22 protein-coding genes are annotated in these 19,732 nt (G+C 57.0%); 9 read left to right on the plus strand and 13 right to left on the minus strand.

The genetic code is table 11. The annotated features are described in order from the left end of the window. Positions 1-81: 81 nt before the first annotated feature. From JWR17_RS00930 to acs, 5 genes are all read right to left on the minus strand, one after another. Positions 82-846 (minus strand): ABC transporter ATP-binding protein, encoded by a 765-nt coding sequence (locus JWR17_RS00930; RefSeq protein ID WP_299827399.1) that lies wholly within the window; start codon positions 844-846, stop codon positions 82-84. A 29-nt stretch (positions 847-875) separates the two neighbouring features. Beyond that, the gene (locus tag JWR17_RS00935) at positions 876-1,574 is read right to left on the minus strand and encodes an ABC transporter permease (RefSeq protein WP_299827401.1); all 699 of its coding nucleotides are present in this window, start codon (positions 1,572-1,574) and stop codon (positions 876-878) included. Next, positions 1,571-2,260, minus strand: a complete 690-nt coding sequence (locus JWR17_RS00940) for an ABC transporter permease (protein ID WP_299827403.1) — start codon at positions 2,258-2,260, stop codon at positions 1,571-1,573. The genes JWR17_RS00935 and JWR17_RS00940 overlap by 4 nt, the downstream gene beginning before the upstream one ends. A gap of 87 nt (positions 2,261-2,347) precedes the next feature. Beyond that, positions 2,348-3,124 carry an ABC transporter substrate-binding protein gene (locus tag JWR17_RS00945; protein ID WP_299827405.1) on the minus strand — a complete coding sequence of 259 codons (777 nt, stop codon included), beginning with the start codon at positions 3,122-3,124 and terminating at the stop codon, positions 2,348-2,350. Between the two features lie 573 nt (positions 3,125-3,697). Continuing rightward, entirely contained in the window at positions 3,698-5,653 is a 1,956-nt protein-coding gene (acs, locus tag JWR17_RS00950; RefSeq protein WP_299827407.1) for an acetate--CoA ligase, read from the minus strand. 405 nt (positions 5,654-6,058) lie between these two features. Here acs and JWR17_RS00955 point away from each other — a divergent pair, with 405 nt between their 5' ends. Continuing rightward, positions 6,059-6,325, plus strand: a complete 267-nt coding sequence (locus JWR17_RS00955) for a DUF2790 domain-containing protein (protein ID WP_299827409.1) — start codon at positions 6,059-6,061, stop codon at positions 6,323-6,325. A 141-nt stretch (positions 6,326-6,466) separates the two neighbouring features. Here the strand turns inward: JWR17_RS00955 and JWR17_RS00960 are convergent, their stop codons facing one another. Beyond that, a complete protein-coding gene (locus JWR17_RS00960) occupies positions 6,467-8,059 on the minus strand; it encodes a sigma-54-dependent transcriptional regulator (RefSeq protein ID WP_299827411.1) in 1,593 nt (530 codons plus the stop codon). A 251-nt stretch (positions 8,060-8,310) separates the two neighbouring features. Between JWR17_RS00960 and phhA the strand changes: the two genes are divergently transcribed. From phhA to JWR17_RS00990, 6 genes are all read left to right on the plus strand, one after another. Further along, positions 8,311-9,096, plus strand: coding sequence for a phenylalanine 4-monooxygenase (gene phhA, locus JWR17_RS00965; protein ID WP_299827414.1), 786 nt, complete (start codon positions 8,311-8,313; stop codon positions 9,094-9,096). Between the two features lie 13 nt (positions 9,097-9,109). Further along, positions 9,110-9,466 (plus strand): 4a-hydroxytetrahydrobiopterin dehydratase, encoded by a 357-nt coding sequence (locus tag JWR17_RS00970; protein ID WP_299827416.1) that lies wholly within the window; start codon positions 9,110-9,112, stop codon positions 9,464-9,466. After that, the gene (locus tag JWR17_RS00975; protein ID WP_299827417.1) at positions 9,466-10,662 is read left to right on the plus strand and encodes an amino acid aminotransferase; all 1,197 of its coding nucleotides are present in this window, start codon (positions 9,466-9,468) and stop codon (positions 10,660-10,662) included. The genes JWR17_RS00970 and JWR17_RS00975 overlap by 1 nt, the downstream gene beginning before the upstream one ends. Positions 10,663-10,859: 197 nt before the next feature. Continuing rightward, positions 10,860-11,006, plus strand: a complete 147-nt coding sequence (locus JWR17_RS00980; protein ID WP_299827419.1) for a hypothetical protein — start codon at positions 10,860-10,862, stop codon at positions 11,004-11,006. Between the two features lie 122 nt (positions 11,007-11,128). Beyond that, complete coding sequence (locus JWR17_RS00985) at positions 11,129-11,308, plus strand: hypothetical protein (RefSeq protein WP_299827421.1); 180 nt, start codon at positions 11,129-11,131, stop codon at positions 11,306-11,308. A 186-nt stretch (positions 11,309-11,494) separates the two neighbouring features. Next, entirely contained in the window at positions 11,495-12,703 is a 1,209-nt protein-coding gene (locus JWR17_RS00990) for an MFS transporter (protein ID WP_299827423.1), read from the plus strand. Positions 12,704-12,726: 23 nt separating this feature from the next. On the opposite strand, the gene arfB is transcribed toward JWR17_RS00990, so the two are convergent. From arfB to JWR17_RS01025, 7 genes are all read right to left on the minus strand, one after another. Then, positions 12,727-13,140, minus strand: a complete 414-nt coding sequence (arfB, locus tag JWR17_RS00995; protein ID WP_299827425.1) for an alternative ribosome rescue aminoacyl-tRNA hydrolase ArfB — start codon at positions 13,138-13,140, stop codon at positions 12,727-12,729. A gap of 455 nt (positions 13,141-13,595) precedes the next feature. Then, the gene (rluB, locus tag JWR17_RS01000) at positions 13,596-15,044 is read right to left on the minus strand and encodes a 23S rRNA pseudouridine(2605) synthase RluB (protein ID WP_299827427.1); all 1,449 of its coding nucleotides are present in this window, start codon (positions 15,042-15,044) and stop codon (positions 13,596-13,598) included. 160 nt (positions 15,045-15,204) lie between these two features. Further along, positions 15,205-15,390 (minus strand): DUF1289 domain-containing protein, encoded by a 186-nt coding sequence (locus tag JWR17_RS01005; RefSeq protein WP_299827429.1) that lies wholly within the window; start codon positions 15,388-15,390, stop codon positions 15,205-15,207. A 93-nt stretch (positions 15,391-15,483) separates the two neighbouring features. Beyond that, on the minus strand, positions 15,484-16,260 hold the full coding sequence (gene scpB, locus JWR17_RS01010; RefSeq protein ID WP_299827431.1) for an SMC-Scp complex subunit ScpB: 777 nt from the start codon (positions 16,258-16,260) through the stop codon (positions 15,484-15,486). Positions 16,261-16,278: 18 nt separating this feature from the next. Next, positions 16,279-16,977, minus strand: a complete 699-nt coding sequence (locus tag JWR17_RS01015; RefSeq protein WP_299827440.1) for a ScpA family protein — start codon at positions 16,975-16,977, stop codon at positions 16,279-16,281. Between the two features lie 135 nt (positions 16,978-17,112). Beyond that, complete coding sequence (locus tag JWR17_RS01020) at positions 17,113-17,742, minus strand: L-threonylcarbamoyladenylate synthase (protein ID WP_299827433.1); 630 nt, start codon at positions 17,740-17,742, stop codon at positions 17,113-17,115. A gap of 13 nt (positions 17,743-17,755) precedes the next feature. Next, positions 17,756-18,616 carry a PHP domain-containing protein gene (locus JWR17_RS01025; RefSeq protein WP_299827434.1) on the minus strand — a complete coding sequence of 287 codons (861 nt, stop codon included), beginning with the start codon at positions 18,614-18,616 and terminating at the stop codon, positions 17,756-17,758. Between the two features lie 66 nt (positions 18,617-18,682). Between JWR17_RS01025 and JWR17_RS01030 the strand changes: the two genes are divergently transcribed. Further along, positions 18,683-19,279 carry a septation protein A gene (locus JWR17_RS01030; RefSeq protein WP_299827436.1) on the plus strand — a complete coding sequence of 199 codons (597 nt, stop codon included), beginning with the start codon at positions 18,683-18,685 and terminating at the stop codon, positions 19,277-19,279. 2 nt (positions 19,280-19,281) lie between these two features. Further along, positions 19,282-19,581: a YciI family protein gene (locus tag JWR17_RS01035; protein ID WP_299827438.1), complete on the plus strand. Its 300-nt coding sequence runs from the start codon at positions 19,282-19,284 to the stop codon at positions 19,579-19,581. Positions 19,582-19,732 lie beyond the last annotated feature (151 nt).

Genomic DNA, 19,732 nt, shown 5'->3' on the forward strand with positions numbered 1-19,732 from the left:
TGCATCGGGAGGAGCCAGGTCAAACGGTGACGCGGAGCATGACCTGTTCTAGCGTTAAAGGCATCGTCAAAAATGTTTCGTTTATTTCAAGCTGCCCGATAAAAACTGCTGCAGGCGTTCTGACTGGGGGTTAATCAGCACTTCACGGGGATTACCGCGCTCTTCAACCCGGCCCTGGTGCAGGAAAATCAACTGGTTCGACACTTCACGGGCAAAGCCCATCTCGTGGGTGACCACCACCATGGTCCGTCCTTCCTGGGCCAGCGCTTGCATGACCTTGAGTACGTCGCCCACCAACTCAGGATCGAGCGCCGACGTCGGCTCATCGAACAGCATCACCTCGGGTTCCATGGCCAAGGCGCGAGCAATGGCCACGCGCTGCTGCTCGCCACCGGACATATGGCCCGGATACGCGTGCTTGCGATGGGATACGCCAACTTTAGCCAGGTAGTGCTCGGCCTTTTCAAGCGCGTCTTTCTTTGACATGCCCAATACGTGAATTGGCGCTTCAATGATGTTTTCCAGGGCCGTCATGTGTGCCCATAGATTGAAGTGCTGAAACACCATAGACAGCCGCGACCGCAGGCGTTGCAACTGTTTAGGGTCGGCCGCTTTCAAACCGCCGTCCTTGTTTGCCACCAGTTTCAGCTCTTCGTTGTTTAGAACAATCTTACCGGCATTGGGCTGCTCAAGCAGATTGATGCAGCGCAGGAACGTGCTTTTACCGGAGCCGCTGGAACCAATGAGACTGATCACATCGCCAGCCTTGGCCGTCAGGGTCACGCCCTTGAGCACTTCATGACTGCCATAGCTTTTGTGCAGGTCGTGGACTTCCAGTTTGTTCATCGTAGGGTTCTCACAAAACGGTTCATGGCTCAAGCCTTGCGCGGGGCGAGGTAGCCCAGCCAGTGGCGTTCGGCGATTTTGAACAGCCGCACCAGAATAAAGGTCAGGCACAGATAGAACGCGCCAGCGGTGATGTAGGCCTCGAACGGCAAATAGAATCGGGCGTTGACCGTACGCGCCGCGCCGGTGATATCGATCAGCGTCACGATGGAAGCCAGACTGGTGGTTTGCAGCATCATGATCACTTCGTTGCTGTACTGCGGCAGCGCCCGGCGCAAGGCCGACGGCAACAAGATTCGGCGGTACATTTTCCAGCGCGACATGCCCATGGACTTGGCCGCTTCGATCTCCCCCGCCGGGGTGGACTTGAGGCTGCCGGCAATGATCTCTGCGGTGTAGGCGCTGGTGTTGATCGCGAACGCCAGACATGCGCAGAACGTCGCGCTGGACAATAACGGCCAAACAAAGCTGTCGCGCACGGCCTGGAATTGCGCCAGTCCGTAATAGATCAAAAACAATTGCACCAACATCGGCGTGCCGCGAATCACGTAGGTGTACAACCAGGCTGGCATATTCACCCATGGTTTTTTCGAGACCCGCATCAAACCCAGCGGCAACGCCGCCAGCAGGCCGAACGCCAATGAAATTGCCAGTAATTTGAGGGTAATAAGCAGACCGCCAACGTACAGCGGCAGGTTTTCCCAAACGACGTTGTAGTCGAAAATCATAGGTCAGCCGCCCTTACGCCTACCGAGTAGCGTTTTTCCAGGTATCGCAGCACCAATAACGAGACGCTGGTGATTACCAGGTACATCGCCGCCACCGCCAGAAAGAAGGTGAACGGTTCGCGGGTGGCGTCCGCTGCCTGCTTGGCCTTGAACATCATGTCTTGCAGGCCTACCACAGAAATCAGGGCGGTGGCTTTGGTCAGCACTAACCAGTTGTTGGTGAAGCCTGGAATCGCCAGACGAATCATCTGCGGCACCAGAATTCTGAAAAACACTTTAGCGCTACTCATCCCATAGGCCATGCCAGCTTCCGCCTGTCCCTTTGGAATCGCCATGAACGCCCCGCGAAAGGTTTCCGAGAGATAAGCGCCAAAGATAAAACCCAACGTACCGATACCGGCTGCCAGCGGGTTTAAATCAATGTACTCGTCGAAACCCAACAGCGGCGCCACGCGGTTCAGCAGGTCTTGGCCACCATAAAAAATCAGCAGGATCAGCACCAGGTCGGGAATCCCGCGAATCACCGTGGAATACAGGTCGCCCAACCACGCCAACCAACGCACCGGCGACAAGCGCAGCGCCACCCCAATCAGCCCGAGAACGACAGCTAAAGCCATGGACGACAGGGCGAGTTGCAGCGTGAGCCATGCACCATCGAGGATCACCGCCCCGTAGCCTTTCAACATGATTCAGGTCCTCAAGCTCGAACATAAACAATGGCGCCTATCAGCAACTTCTGCTGCCCGCGCCATTGCGGGCGGTAACGCGCGGGGTTACTCGCCGTAGATATCAAAGTTGAAGTAGGTGTCTTGAATCTGTTTGTATTTGCCGTTGGCACGAATGGCAACGATGGCGGCGTTGATCTTGTCCAGATCCGCTTTGTCACCCTTGCGCACGGCGATGCCGATGCCATCGCCGAAGTATTTGGCATCGGTAAATGCCGGACCGGCGAAGGCGTAACCTTTGCCCGCGTCAGTGTTAAGGAAGCCGTCTTGCAACAGCGTTGCGTCAGCCAGGGTGCCATCGAGACGACCGGCCGCGATGTCCAGGTAGATTTCGTTTTGCGAGCCGTACGGCATGATTTCAGCGCCCAATGGCTTCAGCACTTCCTGGGCAAAACGGTCATGAATCGAGCCGCGCTGTACGCCGATTTTCTTGCCTTTGAGTTCGCTCAGGCCAGCGCTGACCACGGTCCCGTCCTTCATCACCAAACGGGCTGGGGTGTTGTAGTACTTGTTGCTGAAATCCACCGATTTTTTGCGGTCTTCGGTGATGGACATCGAGGAGAGGATGGCGTCGATCTTGCGCACTTTCAGCGCCGGAATCAGACCATCAAACTCTTGCTCGACCCACGTGCACTTGACCTTCATTTCCTCACACAGCGCGTTACCGATGTCGTAATCGAAACCCACGATGCTGCCGTCCGGCGCCTTGGAGGCAAACGGCGGGTACGCCGCTTCGATACCTATCTTCATCGGCTTTTCATCAGCAAACGCAGGCAACACCAACACCGACAGCGCCAAAGCGCCGAGAAGCATGAGTTTTTTCATTATTAGAGCTCCATCGGCGTACACCGACAAATGACAGGGGTGAGCCAGAGGCTCAATGAACAAAGAACAAAATCGGGACGACGACGCCTGTGGCGAATGCCGGGCATTTTAACGGCAGGTCCAAAGCCGATATTTCTTCAATGCGACAACTAATTACACATGCAGTGAAAAAGCGGATTCGGAATATTGACAGCTATTGGAAAGCGTGGAGTGCGAAAATACGACCAACCTATGGACACAGCAATTAGCGCGCCGGGTTGTTAGATAAGGCTCTATCGTGGCCATCACAGTCGACTGATGGAATTAGCGCGGCGGTCAAATGATCAGAAGAAACACCCCATCCGCCCGTTTGGTTACACAATTGGTTACCTGTCTGGATATCAGGTAACAGTCGATAAATATCGTTGGTTGGGGAATGTTGCAACACACAATCACTGTAGGACCTGCCGAAGGCTGCGACTCTCCAACCCATCGCAGCCTTCGGCAGCGCCCACAAAAGATCAGTGCGCCACTCGCTCCATAAAAAACGCCCCGCCGCGGCATTCGCCGGGCGGGGCGTTTTACTGCCTGGGATCAGGCGGCGTTCATGGTTTTGTGGGTCTCGATCAAGTGTTGAACCACACCCGGATCCGCCAGGGTGGAGATGTCACCCAAGGCGCCGTATTCGCCCGTTGCGATCTTGCGCAGAATGCGGCGCATGATTTTGCCCGAGCGGGTTTTCGGCAACCCCGGCGCCCACTGGATGAAGTCTGGTGAAGCAATCGGGCCGATTTCCTTACGCACCCAGTTTCTCAGTTCCAGACGCAGCGCTTCGCTCGGTTCTTCGCCACCGTTTAGGGTGACGTAAACATAAATGCCCTGTCCTTTAAGGTCATGAGGGACGCCAACCACTGCGGCTTCAGCGACTTTAGGGTGAGCAACCATGGCGCTTTCAATTTCCGCCGTGCCCATCCGATGTCCGGATACGTTGAGCACGTCATCCACACGCCCAGTGATCCAGTAGTAACCATCTTCGTCACGACGTGCGCCGTCACCCGTGAAGTACATGCCACGGAAAGTCTTGAAGTAGGTATCGACAAAACGGTCATGGTCGCCGAATAACGTCCGCGCCTGGCCTGGCCATGAATCGAGGATTACCAGATTGCCTTCAGCAGCGCCTTCAATCAGGTTGCCCAGGTTATCCACAAGCGCAGGCACCACGCCGAAGAAAGGACGCGTTGCCGACCCTGGCTTGAGCGCAATCGCGCCCGGCAACGGGCTGATGAGCACGCCACCGGTTTCGGTCTGCCACCAGGTATCGACAATCGGGCAGCGTTCTTTACCGACGGTTTTGTAGTACCAGTTCCAGGCTTCCGGGTTGATCGGCTCGCCCACCGAACCCAACAGCCGCAGGCTTGAACCGTCTGCGCCTTCAACGGCTTTGGTGCCTTCGGCCATCATGGCGCGAATCGCGGTCGGGGCGGTGTAGAGGATATTGACCTTGTGCTTGTCGATGATCTTCGACACGCGGGTAATGTCCGGATAGTTCGGCACGCCTTCAAACAGCAAGGTGGTCGCGCCATTGGCCAATGGCCCGTAGACGATATAACTGTGGCCGGTGACCCAGCCGACGTCCGCGGTGCACCAGTACACTTCGCCCGGACGGTAATCGAACACACGCTCGTGGGTCATGGCCGCGTACACCAGATAACCACCGGTGGTGTGCTGCACGCCCTTCGGCTTGCCGGTGGAACCCGAGGTGTAAAGAATGAACAGCGCTTCTTCGGCGCCCATTTCTTTCGGCGCGCAATGGCTCGACGCAACCTTCATCAGGTCGTCGTACCAGATGTCGCGATGCTGGTGCCAGGCAATGTCGCCGCCGGTGCGCTTGCAGACAATAATCTTCTGCACACTGGCCGTTTCCGGGTTGGTCAGCGCCAGATCGACATTGGCTTTCAACGCGGTACGCTTGCCGCCCCGCAGGCCTTCGTCAGCGGTGATGACGATTTTCGATTTGCAGTCGATGATACGGCCGGCCAGTGCTTCCGGGGAGAAACCGCCAAATACCACCGAGTGAATAGCGCCGATCCGGGTACACGCCAGCATGGCGACCACAGCTTCGGGAATCATCGGCATATAGATAGTGACTACATCGCCGCGGTGCACATCCTGGCCCCGCAAGGCGTTAGCGAATTTGCAGACTTCTTCATGCAATTGGCGGTAGGTAATGTTGCGGTGTTCGGAAGGATCGTCGCCTTCCCAGATGATTGCGATCTGATCGCCACGCTCGGCCAGATGGCGGTCAAGGCAGTTGTAGGAAACGTTCAGGGTGCCATCAGCAAACCATTTGATGTCGACATGGTGATCGTCGAAAGAGGTTTGCTTGACCAAGGTGAAGGGTTTGATCCAATCAAGACGCTGGGCTTGCTCACGCCAGAAGCCATCGGGATTGACCACCGACTGCTGGTACATGGCTTTGTAAGTCGCCTCGTCGGTCAGCGTAGTCGCTAAAACCTCGGGGCGAACAGGATATATAGAAGCCGCACTCATCTTTGGTACCTCGGTGGACAGTTGTTGTTTTATGGGTTCCGTTGTAACGGTTCGACTCCAATCAAGCCATTCGACGATGGTCTTACCGGATCGGAGCGTCCCGTTATCCTACGCGCTAAGCCCTTGCGTCGCAGCAGACCCAGGGCCGCGCAGATGACCTCAGCGCCACTGACAACCCGCCGGCAAGGTTATCCAAATGATTATTGCCGTTTTGATCAAGAGTCTTTATCAGATCTGCTCATATATGGAGCCGCTCAACACGCCTAAAATCATTCTGGCCAACCGGCAATCGATTAACACGTATACGCCCCCACAAAGGCTTGTTAATCCACTTGTAAAATTAGCGACACACCTGGCTTCACAAGAGCCAGGTTCCCTCTCACAGTTGAGATAAGGAAGCTAAATATGAAAGCTGCATTATTAATATTGGCCATGGGCGGTTTCTGCGCCTCAGCCTTTGCCGCCAATCTCCCAACCACCGGACCAGACGCAACAGTCCCGGTAGAGCAGTACACCTACTCGACTCATTTGGACATTGCCAAAGTCATCTCCACGACGCCCATCCCCGACGTCTGCGGCGTAGTGCCTGCGCGTATGGACTACGTCGACTCTAAAGGAATAGAACATGTGCTTGAGTATCGCGTCATGGGCAATGGGTGCATGGATGGTTGATCAAGTTTGCGCCCTATCAAACTAACGCCTCGGGGGAAGTCATTCCAACGAGGCGTTGTGATTAAGGCCGCTGTGATAGCCACCCGTCGTTATTAAGCGCTCGCCTTTATTCGATAAAACTATTCAAGTTATAACGGTTCGCTATTTAATCTGCTCAGGCCCAACCTGATGTAGCTCTATTTTTTCGCTACCTAACTGATGACCGCGCAACTTGTTCGCGATCGTAGTGTGGGAGACCCCCAGTCGCTTGCCTAATTGCCGGCTGCTCGGGTGTTGCCCATAGAGTTGCTCCAGCACGGCTTTTTCGAAGCGTCCGATGATTTCATCCAACCCGCCTTCAAGGGAAAAATCCCCTAATGGCTGAGGCGCGCCGTAATCCGGCAGGCGGATGTGCTCCGCTTTGACCACGCCGCCTTCGCACAGCGAAACAGCCTGAAACAATGCATTCTCCAATTGACGCACGTTGCCGGGCCAATGGTAATGACTTAACCGCTCCATGGCCGCGGGCGACAGCCTTGGCAATGGGCAGCCAATTTGCCGACTAGCCTGATCGAGAAAATGATCAACCAACGGCGGCAAGCCATCAAGACAATCGCGCAGCGGTGGGATATGCAACGACAGCACGTTCAGTCGGTGATAAAGGTCCTCCCGAAACTCGCCCCTGGCGCACAGCCCGGACAAATCCACTTGGGTGGCGCAAATCACCCGCACATCCAGATAGACCTCTTCGTCGCTTCCCACGCGGCGAAAGCGACCTTCCTGCAGAAAGCGCAACAGCTTCCCTTGTAAACGCTGGCTCATCTCGCCGACGCCATCGAGAAACAGCGTTCCTCCGGCTGTCAGCTCTAACAATCCCAGCTTGCCCTCGGCCCGCGCCCCTTCAAACGCGCCGGGACCATAGCCAAATAATTCAGTCTCCGCCATGGACTCCGACAGCCCGGCACAATTGAGCGCCATCAGTGGCGACTGTCCACGCGGGCTGGCCAAGTGACAAGCGCGAGCCAGTAGCTCTTTGCCGGTGCCGGTTTCACCTTCGATCAATAGCGGCGCATCCAATGGCGCCATGCGCCGCGCTTCACGGACCACGGCCGCCATGACTTTAGAGCTTTGGAAAATACTGTCGAACCCACGCAGCTCCTGCTTACGCACATGGTAAATACGCTCGCCGACGCGGTCCGCCCGATGCAGGGTCAACACCGCGCCGGCCATGGCCTCGCTGTCGTCGTGCTGGGATTGCAGTGGCGCGATGTCGGCGAGAAATACATCGCCGCGCACCTTGACCCGCAGGCCATTGATTCGAGACTTATGGACCCGAACCAGCTCAGGCAAATCGAAGTCCTCGGCGTAACGTGACAGCGCTATGCCCGGCACTTCATCGACCCGCACCCCGAGCAGCTGCGCTGCCGCACGGTTGGCCGCGACGATGGAGCCGCCCATGTCAATGGACATCACCGGAAACTCCAGCGCGCCCAGCAGCGCGTTGAGTTCCATGTGCCGACGCTCACTGGGCATCAGTCCCACGCGCTTTACCCCAAACACCCCGACTATCGCCTCGAACTTGGGACGCATGGCCTGAAATTGCAGATTGATCAGGTTCGGGCAATTCAGGTAGATCGCATCGCCGTGTTCGCCACCCACTTCCCCGCGAGCGACGTTGACCCCGTACTCAACCAACAGATTAAGAATGTCACGAAGAATGCCGATGCGGTTTTGGCAGTGCACTTTGATGCGCATAAACGATTGTTCCTGAAATGGCGGTTTTTTCTTAGCCAGCGCTACTTTCGCCGTCACGATTATGTGACAGCCACGGTCTGATTCCCATCACTTTACGCCGCGCCATTCGCAACAACCTTGATGACCGTAAACTTTTCTTTACGAAAATACCAACAAGTGCCGTTCAGCGGGGTTTCACCCTTCAACCAGCAGCCGTTATTTGGGTTATTTCTAAGTCATAGATAACAACAAGCTTCCTTGAGGAGAGCAACATGACGCACTACGTGGCCCGCGAGCCCGATATGAACGGCTTTATCGACTACCCGCCTGCCGAGCACGCAGTGTGGAACACCCTGATCACTCGACAACTCAAGGTGATCGAAGGCCGCGCTTGCCAGGAGTATCTCGACGGCATTGAGCAATTGGGCCTGCCCCATGAGCGCATTCCACAACTGGCCGAAGTCAATAAAGTGCTGGCGGCTACCACTGGCTGGCAAGTCGCTCGGGTGCCGGCACTGATCCCCTTCCAGACCTTTTTTGAATTACTGGCCAACAAGCAGTTTCCGGTGGCCACTTTTATTCGCAGTGAGCAAGAGCTGGATTACCTGCAAGAGCCGGATATTTTCCATGAGGTGTTTGGTCATTGCCCGTTGCTGACTAACCCATGGTTTGCAGAATTCACCCACACCTATGGCAAGCTCGGTCTGAGCGCAACCAAGGAGCAGCGGGTTTACCTGGCGCGCCTGTACTGGATGACCATCGAGTTCGGCCTGGTGGACACGCCTCAGGGTCGACGTATCTATGGAGGCGGAATTCTGTCGTCGCCCAAGGAAACCGTTTACAGCTTGTCTTCCGCGCCGGAACATCAACTGTTCGACGCGCTGGACGCTATGCGCACACCGTACCGAATCGATATTTTGCAGCCACTGTACTTTGTTTTGCCAAGCCTCAAACGGCTATTCGACCTCGCCCACGAAGACCTCATGAGCCTGGTTCAATCGGGTATGCAGCTCGGCCTGCATGCGCCAAAATTCCCACCGAAAATCAAAGCTGCCTGATCAGGAATCCTTTATGAGCACTCTCAACCAAGCCCACTGCGAAGCCTGTCACGCCAATGCCCCGCAGGTCAGCGATGAAGAATTGCCAGTTCTGATCAAACAGATCCCGGACTGGAACATCGAAGTACGCGACGCCGTCATGCAACTGGAAAAGGCTTTCCTGTTCAAGAATTTCAAGTTTGCGCTTGCGTTCACCAACGCTGTCGGCGAAATTGCCGAGGCCGAGGGTCACCACCCCGGCTTGCTCACCGAATGGGGCAAAGTCACCGTGACATGGTGGAGCCACTCGATCAAAGGGCTGCACCGCAATGATTTCATCATGGCCGCGCGTACTGACGAAGTGGCCAAAGGCGCCGAGGGCCGCAAGTAATGCATTTCAATGATATCCAGCGAGTACCGGGCGACCCGATTTTAGGGCTGATCGAAGCGTACGCGACTGATACCAACCCGAATAAATTCGACCTCGGCGTGGGCGTCTATAAAGACGCTATGGGCCTGACGCCGATTTTGCGCTCGGTGAAACTCGCCGAACAACGTCTGGTGGACAAGCAGGACACCAAAACTTACATCGGCGGCCATGGCCAGGCGCTCTTCGGCAGCCTGATCAGTGAACTGGTGTTGGGTAAGGATTCGCCGCTGCTGGCGGCCAAACGTGTCGGCGCGACCCAGACCCCGGGCGGCACTGGCGCCTTGCGCTTGTGCGCGGATTTCATCGCCAATTGCTTGCCAGGGCGCAGCGTATGGTTGAGCGACCCGACTTGGCCGATTCACGAATCGATCTTCGGCGCCGCCGGTTTGAAGGTCGGCCATTACCCCTATGTGGGCAGCGACAACCGCCTGAACGTCGAGGCGATGCTCGCCACGATGAATCAAATCCCCCGTGGCGATGTGGTGTTGTTACACGCGTGCTGCCATAACCCCACCGGCTTCGATCTTTCCCGGGACGATTGGCACCAGGTGTTGGACATCGTCCGCAGCCGCGACTTGCTGCCGTTGATTGATTTCGCCTACCAAGGCTTCGGCGACGGTCTGGAACAGGACGCATGGTCCGTGCGATTGTTTGCCGACGCACTGCCGGAACTGCTGATCACCAGTTCATGTTCGAAGAACTTTGGCCTATACCGCGAGCGCACCGGCGCCTTGATTGTGTGTACCGACACCGCGGAAAAACTGTTGGACGTGCGCAGTCAGCTGTCCTCCACCGCCCGTAACCTGTGGTCCAATCCACCGGACCATGGTGCAGCCATCGTCGCTGAGATTCTTGCCGACCCTGAGCTGAAAACCCTGTGGATGGATGAGGTTGAGGAGATGCGCTCACGTATCGCCCAACTGCGGGCAGGGCTGGTCGAGGCATTAACCCCACTGGGGCTGGGCGAGCGTTTCGCTCACATCGGCGTACAACGCGGGATGTTTTCCTACACCGGGTTAAACGACGATCAGGTGGCAAGGTTGCGCTATGAACACAGCGTGTACCTGGTCAGCGCCGGACGCGCCAACATCGCCGGCATCGACGCTTCGCGCCTCGGCCTGCTGGCCCAGGCCATCGCTGATGTGTGCCACGACTGATTGGATTTCATAGCGTCGTCCATCGCGCCCTTCATGGGCGCGATTGCGTTGTGCCAGCAGACAGCCGGTCGCTAAATGGCAAAAGCGCGGTAGATAAAGTCTGATTGTCATTTGCAGTGCTGTATCCTGCCGAAGCTTTTTAAAAGCACTGATCTTTCCAGCAACCTTCAAATCAGATCTTGCGCGGAGCGACGACGATGCATGAAATCCCAAACTTCCCTTACCCAAGCCTGCACGCACCAGAGCAATCCCCCAAGGCCCAACAAGCACCCGGCCAGCAAGCCGAGTTGAAGGCCAGTCCAGTCAAGGCAAAAGATAGCCAGAGCGCTAAAAGCCGAGACTGAGGCCATTATTCAGACCGTATGCCAAACCAGTGTTCTGCGCCTGTTTCCATACGGTCTGTCAGGCTCCGCTTTTCCCGTAGCGCGTTCGCGCATACGCCTGATCAAAACAAGTGAATACCAAAATGGCCGATCTTCCTGACCCCAACGCCAGCGTGTTGATGGAAACCACTGAAAAAATGGTCGAAATCTGGTCCCGCCTCAGCGCCGAAAAACAGGCGGCTTTGCTGGCGCGTTTCGGTACCAAAGAAACGGCACTGGCGGCATTGATTACCACCCAATTGCTTAACCCCAGCAAACGCTAACTGCCAGGCTTTGCTGACGGTAACGACCGTCCATTGCAGTGTTTCGACTTTTTTTCATCGCCGATGTCCAGGAATGCCCCGTCCACCGTTATCATAAGCAGCCTTGATCGCGCCTACTGCTGAATCGTTTATCCCGCGACACGTTGCGCATCATTACCTCCCGCCGTAACCGTGGATTGTTGACCCATGCCAGATTCCTCCGCCGCCTCTGCACAACGACCCATGGCGGTCACGCTGCAGGTTGTTTCCATTGTCTTGTTCACCTTCATCGGCTACCTGAACATCGGTATTCCATTGGCGGTTCTGCCAGGTTACGTACACACCGACCTGGGCTTCGGTGCGGTGGCTGCCGGGTTGGTGATCAGCGTGCAGTACCTGGCGACGTTGCTCAGCCGTCCTTATTCCAGCCGATTCATTGACAACCAAGGCAGTAAAAAAGCGGTGCTCTACGGTTTGGCCGGTTGCGGGCTCAGCGGGGTTCTGATGCTGGTGTCGGCCTGGCTGCACACTGCGCCGATGGCCAGTCTGATTTGCCTGTTCATCGGTCGATTGGTGCTGGGCACAGCAGAAAGCCTGGTGGGCTCCGGCTCGATTGGTTGGGGCATCGGCCGGGTGGGCGCGCTTAACACGGCCAAGGTGATTTCCTGGAACGGCATTGCCAGTTACGGCGCCCTGGCCATTGGCGCACCGCTGGGGGTGCTGCTGGTCCAGCAGTTTGGTTTGTGGAGCATGGGGTTCAGCATCATCCTGCTGGCGGCACTGGGCTTGAGGCTGGCCTGGAACAAAGAAGCTGCGCCTATCGTCCACGGTGAACGCTTGCCGTTCATGCACGTGCTAGGCCGCGTGCTGCCCCACGGCACCGGGCTGGCGCTGGGCTCGATTGGCTTCGGCACCATTGCTACGTTCATCACCTTGTATTACTCGAGCCACAATTGGCCCAACGCCGTGCTGTGTTTGAGCCTGTTTGGCGCGTGCTTCATCGGGGCGCGCTTGCTCTTCGGCAAATACATCAACCGCCTCGGCGGCTTCCGTGTGGCGATTGCCTGCCTGGGCGTCGAGACGGTGGGCCTGGTGCTGCTCTGGGTTGCCCCTACGCCATCGCTGGCCTTGGCGGGAGCAGCGCTCACCGGGTTCGGTTTCTCGCTGGTGTTCCCGGCCTTGGGGGTTGAAGCAGTAAACCTGGTGCCAGCCTCCAGTCGTGGTGCGGCGGTGGGGGCCTATTCGCTGTTCATCGACCTGTCCCTAGGCATCACCGGCCCGGTCGCCGGAGCAATCGCCGCCGGCTTCGGCTTTGCCTCCATCTTCCTCTTCGCCGCCCTGGCTTCCCTGTCGGGACTTGCGCTGAGTGTTTACCTGTACAAGCAAGCCCGGCATGCTCGGGAGCACAACCTGTAGGACTGAACCTTCCTCGGTCTTCCCTAAAAATCCACTTTCCCACGCCCGGCCTTGATGCTGCCGCGCAAGGTCTTGCCTTCCAAACGACGCTTCTTCGAGCCCATGGTCGGTTTGGTGGGGCGGCGTTTTTTCTCGACCTTGGTCGCGTTAATAATCAGTTCGGTCAAACGCTCCAACGCATCCGCACGGTTTTGCTCTTGGGTCCGGTATTGCTGGGCCTTGAGCACAATCACCCCATCGCTGGTGACGCGGCTGTCGCGCAGTGCGAGTAAACGCTCTTTGTAAAACGGCGGCAAAGACGAGGCATTAATATCGAAACGCAAATGCACCGCGCTCGAAACCTTGTTGACGTTCTGCCCTCCCGCACCTTGGGCACGAATGGCCGTCAATTCGATTTCGGCGTCAGCCAGCTGTACGTTATTGGAAATCACCAGCATATGAGCGTTACATCATCCTGAGGCGGTCAGCGAGGCTGCGTTTGCTTTCATACTTGCAAGCATACGGAGTTAGCGTACGTGTACCAAGCGGCGCAAACGTTTCCAATACAGGCAAAACCGCTGGCTGACTGTATTTTGGCGGAAATTAGTTTCCTTGAACCCAGCGGCGACTTCGGCGCTTATTTCCAGTAAACCCAGCGTTCCACAGAGGACGTAAGTGCTCAATTCTCTTTCACATTTTTAAAAAAACATTGCTCAATAAATATTACTGAACTAAGTTTTCCAGTGTCAGCTGGCCGATAACAGTCAGTGTATTTTTTCGGTGGGGTGTTTAAAGCCCAGCATTTCGAGGCGATAGATATCCCCACCGTTTTAGCTTTGCCCATCAAGCAAAAAAAAAGCGCCAACCTGTCGGTTAGCGCTTTTTTTACGACCCGCTGATTAAAGGCGGATGCTTACTGCGGCTTGCGACGACCAAAGCCAGGACGCTGGCCGGAGCCAGCTGGCGGGCCGTTACGCTTGCCCGAAGGCTTGCCGTTGTCTACCAACACAATGCCCGCGCGCTGCTGTTTAGGCTTGGCTGGACGCTTGCTTACGTCGCTTGGACGTTCTGCCACTGGCGTGCCACGGCTATCAGAGCGGCTGTCTCTGTCTGAACGACCGTTCGCTGGACGTGGCGTACGTGGCGAGTCACCACGGGGTGCACGAGGCGCACGCTCGGCTGAATCACTGCGCGGCGCACGTGGAGCGTCGCCGTCTTCACGCGGTTTGCGTGCAGGACGATCAGCACCTTCGCTACGGCCACGCAACGGACGATTGGTCTCGCCAGTCGCTGAACCGGAACGCCCGGTGGCAGGACGCGGAGCACGGCCAGACGAGTCTGAACGCGGACCAGCAGGACGCTGATCACGGTTGCCTTCCGAACGCGGACGATCACGCTCGCTGCCTGTCACCTGTGGCTGACGTGGTGCACGGTCAGCACCCGATGGTGCCGGAGTGCCAGGGTTGGCTGGACGCAAGGTACGCACGCGCTCGCCTTTGCCCAATGGACGCGACGATTGGCGCTGCAAGCGCTCCATCTTGTCTTTGGTCTTGGCATTCATTTGCGGTTGAGCGACCGGCGTCAGGCCAACTTCGGCGCTGAGGGTGTCAACTTCGTATTGGCTCATTTCGCGCCAGCGACCCATGGGCAGGTCGGAGTTGAGGAACACCGGACCATAACGTACGCGCTTCAGGCGGCTGACCACCAGGCCCTGGGATTCCCACAGGCGGCGAACTTCACGGTTGCGACCTTCCATCACTACGCAGTGGTACCAATGGTTGAAGCCTTCACCGCCCGGCGCTTGCTGGATGTCGGTGAAACGTGCGGGACCGTCTTCCAGCACTACACCGGTCTTGAGGCGCAGCAGCATGTCGTCATCGACTTCGCCACGCACACGAACCGCGTACTCACGGTCCATCTCGAAAGAAGGGTGCATCAAGCGGTTGGCCAATTCACCGTCGGTGGTGAACATCAGCAAACCGGTGGTGTTGATGTCCAGACGACCGATGTTGACCCAGCGGCCCTCTTTAGGGCGCGGCAAGCGGTCGAACACTGTCGGACGACCTTCCGGGTCATCACGGGTGCAGATTTCACCGTCTGGCTTGTTGTACATGATGACGCGACGTACCGATTCGGCCGTCTCTTCGCGTTTGATAACGCGGCCATCAACGCTGATGGCGTCATGCAGGTCGACGCGTTGACCGAGGGTCGCGTCTTTGCCATTGACTTTGATGCGGCCTTGGCTGATCCAGGCTTCGACGTCACGTCGTGAGCCTACGCCAATACGCGCCAGCACCTTTTGCAGTTTTTCGCCTGCTGGGCCGTCGTCTTCTGGGGTGTCTTGCTTGTCTTTGATACTCATCTGGGCACCTCCCGGTGTGTCGATAACAGGTCGCGCTGAGAAATCGCGCGCGCTGATTGCTTAATCTAAAGCCGATGGCAACGTAGGAATCGCCAAAAGGTCGCGAATCATACGCGCAAGGCGCCCGTTGCGCACCAAAGAGTAGTGCAATCGCGTCGACTTACTTCTTTTTCCGCCGACCGGAGGCTTTCATCTGGATCAAGCGCATGGCCGAGTCGGCCAGTACCTTGCGTCGATCGCCTTTGTCGAGCTTCTTCCAGGCCTTGATTTCACGTTTGCTGCGGCCACAGCCCAAGCAGATATCGTCATCGAATTTACAGACGCTGATGCATGGGTTGTTGCTCATAAGAGTCTCCATGGATGTGGCGATCTGCCAACTTGTTGGCGAGGCGCCCGACTGTGCACATCCTTATATGCCCTCTCGCCAACAAGTTGGCACCTACAGAGTGCCGGGATCGGTACCGCCATCCTCTTCCGGCTCGGCGATATCAATCCGCAACAAATCATCGAAGTCTGTCTTGAGACCCAGCTCCATTGAATCAAGTTCGACCAATAAAGTGCGGAAGCTGGTTTCGTCTCGGGGCGGCTCGGGTTCGGCATCGGGGTCGAGGCTGGCATCCGCCAGGGCCTGCAAGCTGGCAGGCACCGGGGCGTCGTCGAAGTCGAGCATCGGCTCCGGCTCCAGCTCACGCAAGGCAGCCAGCGGCGGCAGATCGTCCAGACTTTTCAGGTTGAAGTGATCGAGAAACGCCTTGGTCGTAGCGAACATCGCCGGTTTGCCAGGCACATCGCGGTAACCGACAATCCTGATCCACTCACGTTCCAGCAAGGTTTTAACGATGTGGCTATTGACCGCAACACCGCGCACGTCTTCGATTTCGCCCCGGGTAATCGGTTGGCGATACGCGATCAAGGCCATGGTTTCCAGCATTGCCCGGGAATAGCGCTGTGGCCGCTCTTCCCACAAGCGGCCGACCCAGGGCGAAAATCGTTCGCGGATCTGTAAGCGATAACCGGACGCTACCTCTTTCAGCTCAAAGGCTCGACCTTCGCAGGATTTGCCGAGTAATTGCAGGGCTTTTTTGAATACCGGCGGCTCTGGGCGCTCGCCCTCTTCGAACAGTTCGAGAAGCCGCTCCAGCGATTGCGGTTTTCCGGATGCCAATAAAAAAGCTTCGAGCAGCGGGGCCAGCTCGCGGGGGTCAGTCAGGTTCATGCTATGGCTCTTTAACGGTTATTCGGCTCTTGCACGGACGTGAATCGCTGCGAAGGCCTCGTTTTGCACCAGTTCGACCAACGACTCCTTGACCAGCTCCAGAATTGCCATGAAGGTCACGACCACACCCAAGCGCCCTTCTTCTGCAGTAAACAGCTCGGAAAACGGTACGAAACCGCCTCCTTTCAGCCGCTCAAGCACATCGCTCATGCGCTCACGGGTCGACAACGCTTCACGACTCACCTGATGGCTTTCAAACATATCGCCACGGTGCAACACCTCGGCCATGGACATCAACAACTCATCAAGACTGACGTCAGGCAATAAACGCCGGGCTCGCGCTTCGGGCGCGTCCAGCCTGGGGATAACTACGTCACGCCCGACCCGGCTCAGGCCATCAATGCCTTCGGCCGCCGCCTTGAAGCGCTCGTACTGTTGCAAACGCCTGATCAATTCGGCTCGGGGATCGTCTTCTTCCGCTTCGATCTCAGCCGAGCGTGGCAGCAACATCCGAGACTTGATCTCGGCGAGCATGGCGGCCATGACCAGGTATTCCGCCGCCAGCTCCAGGCGCACGGTTTTCATCAGCTCGACGTAGCCCATGTATTGCCGGGTGATTTCCGCCACGGGAATATCAAGAATATTAATATTCTGCTTACGGATCAGGTACAGCAGCAAGTCCAGCGGACCTTCGAACGCATCGAGAAACACTTCCAGCGCATCGGGCGGAATGTACAGGTCCAGCGGCATGTGCATGACCGCTTGGCCATAGACCATGGCAAATGGCAGCTCCTGCTGAGCGCCCGCCTGGTTGTCCAGAGGTGTTGACTTCAGGTCGGCGACCGCTGCCATTCAGGCCCCAACCTCAAATGGCCGTGGATCACCGCAGCCCACGCGAATGATCTGGGCTTCGCCGTCTGCCAGGTTAATCACCGTGGACGCCGAAATACCGCCGATACCACCATCGATGATCAAATCCACTTGATGCTCAAGAATCTGCCGCATCTCGTAAGGATCGCTCAATGGCAGGCTTTCGCCGGGCATGATCAGGCTGACGCTCATCAACGGCTCGCCCAGCTCCACCAGCAACGCGTGGGCGATGGGATGGCTCGGCAGCCGCAAGCCAATGGTCCGGCGCTTGGGGTGCAGGATCAAGCGTGGCACTTCCCGTGTGGCATTCAAAATAAAGGTGTACGGCCCCGGCGTGTGCATTCTGAGGGCACGGAACGCTGCCGTGTCGACCTTGGCATAGGTCCCCAGCTGCGACAGGTCACAGCACATCAGGGTGAAGTTGTGCTTGTCATCCAGCTGGCGCAGGCGGCGAATGCGCTCGATGGCGCTCTTGTCTCCAATCTGACAACCCAGCGCGTAGGACGAATCCGTGGGATAGACCACCAGGCCGCCGGCCTTGATGATCTCTGCCGCTTGCTTTATCAGGCGCGCCTGCGGGTTTTCCGGGTGCACCTGGAAAAATTGACTCACGGTATCTTCCTGTTCAGACGGCAGTAGGCTGGTCATGTTTGAATCGACACCAAAGTGGCGGTAGATCCTCCGGCAACGGGCGATAAACGCCAATTTCGGACCAGGCGCCAGGGGCATGAAAGTCACTGCCGGCAGTAACCAGCAGACCGAACTCACGGGCCAGAATAGCCAGACCACCGACCTGCTCTGCAGGCTGCAGGCCGTTGACTACCTCAATAGCGTGACCGCCGGCCTCAAGATAGTCGGCGACCAACTTACGACGTTTGCTGCGGGTGAAATCATAATGCCACGGGTGCGCCAGGCTGACCCAGGCGCCTGCTTCGCGTAGCGTCGCGACGGTATCTTCCAGCGTCGGCCAATGCTGCTTGACGTCGCCGAGCTTGCCAGCGCCCAACCATTTGCGGAAGGCTTCGGCGCGGTCCTTGACGAAACCGCCACGCACCAGGAAGTCGGCAAAATGCGGCCGGGCCGGTGCATTGGCGCTGTCACCGAGCTCTTGCTGGATAGCGCGAGCACCTTCCATAGCGCCAGGCATACCTTTGATCGCCAATTTTCGACTTATTTCTTCTGCACGCAACCAGCGGCCATGGTGCAAACGATCAATGGCAGCGAGCAAGGCAGGTGCTTTCATATCAAAGCCATAGCCCAGAACATGGATGGTCGCCCCGCCCCAGGTGCAGGATAATTCTACCCCGTTGACCAACTGCATACCCAGCTCAAGCGCCGCAGTACGGGCCTCTTCGAGACCTTCAAGGGTGTCGTGATCGGTCAGCGCGAGGACCCGCACACCGTTCTCATATGCACGGGCAACGAGGATCGCTGGCGCAAGGGCGCCATCGGAAGCGGTGCTGTGGCAGTGCAGGTCAACATTCATAGGTGGCGCTTTCGCTATCATTGATGTTTGTTATTATGCCGCCACATCCTGCATCTGGCTGCCATTGTGAAACAATTCATCGACTTCATCCCACTGCTGCTGTTTTTCATCGTTTACAAGATCGAACCGCGCGCCGTTGACATTCTTGGACACAGCATCATGGTGGGCGGGATTTTCAGCGCTACGGCGATGCTGATTATAAGTTCGATTGTCGTCTACGGCATTTTGTTCATCACCCAGCGAAAACTGGAAAAAAGCCAACTGCTCACCCTGCTCGCTTGTTTAGTGTTCGGCAGCTTGACCCTGGCCTTCCATAGCGAAGCGGTGCTCAAGTGGAAGGCACCGGTGGTCAACTGGGTGTTTGCCCTGGCATTTGCCGGCAGTCACTTCATCGGTGACCGCCCGCTGATCCAACGCATCATGGGCCATGCATTGACCTTGCCCGAGGCGATCTGGACGAAACTGAACATCGCCTGGATCATCTTTTTCGTATTCTGCGGTGCGGCCAACTTGTATGTGGCCTTCACGTATCAAGACTATTGGGTCGACTTCAAAGTCTTCGGCAGCCTTGGCATGACCTTATTATTTCTGCTCGGCCAAGGTATTTTCCTCGCCCGGCACATGCACGACGCAGACCCTTCCTCTCCCGAAACCAAGGACTGATGATGCTCTACGCAATCGTTGCGACCGATGTCGCCAACTCGCTGGAAAAACGCCTGGCTGCACGGCCTGATCATTTGGCGCGGTTGGTCGCGCTTAAAGATCAAGGCCGCATGGTGTTGGCTGGCCCTAACCCGGCGATTGACAGCAACGACCCTGGTGCCGCGGGCTTTACCGGCAGCTTGATCGTGGCCGAGTTCGACTCCCTGGCGGCCGCGCAGACCTGGGCCGACGCCGATCCGTACATGGCTGCTGGAGTGTATGCCAACGTAACGATCAAGCCGTTCAAGCAAGTACTGCCCTGATAGGCTGTCTGGACGCCGCTCAATATTGTGCGCAACCTGCCGACAACCCGCTGAACAATAATATTTTCGTTCATAGAAAACAGCGGAGTTCAGATGCGTTCAGGTTCCTGGTGCTTGTTGTGGGTCGTATTGAGCGTTAGCGTCAGCGCGT

The sequence above is a fragment of the Pseudomonas sp. genome (assembly GCF_028293835.1).
GTDB lineage: Bacteria > Pseudomonadota > Gammaproteobacteria > Pseudomonadales > Pseudomonadaceae > Aquipseudomonas.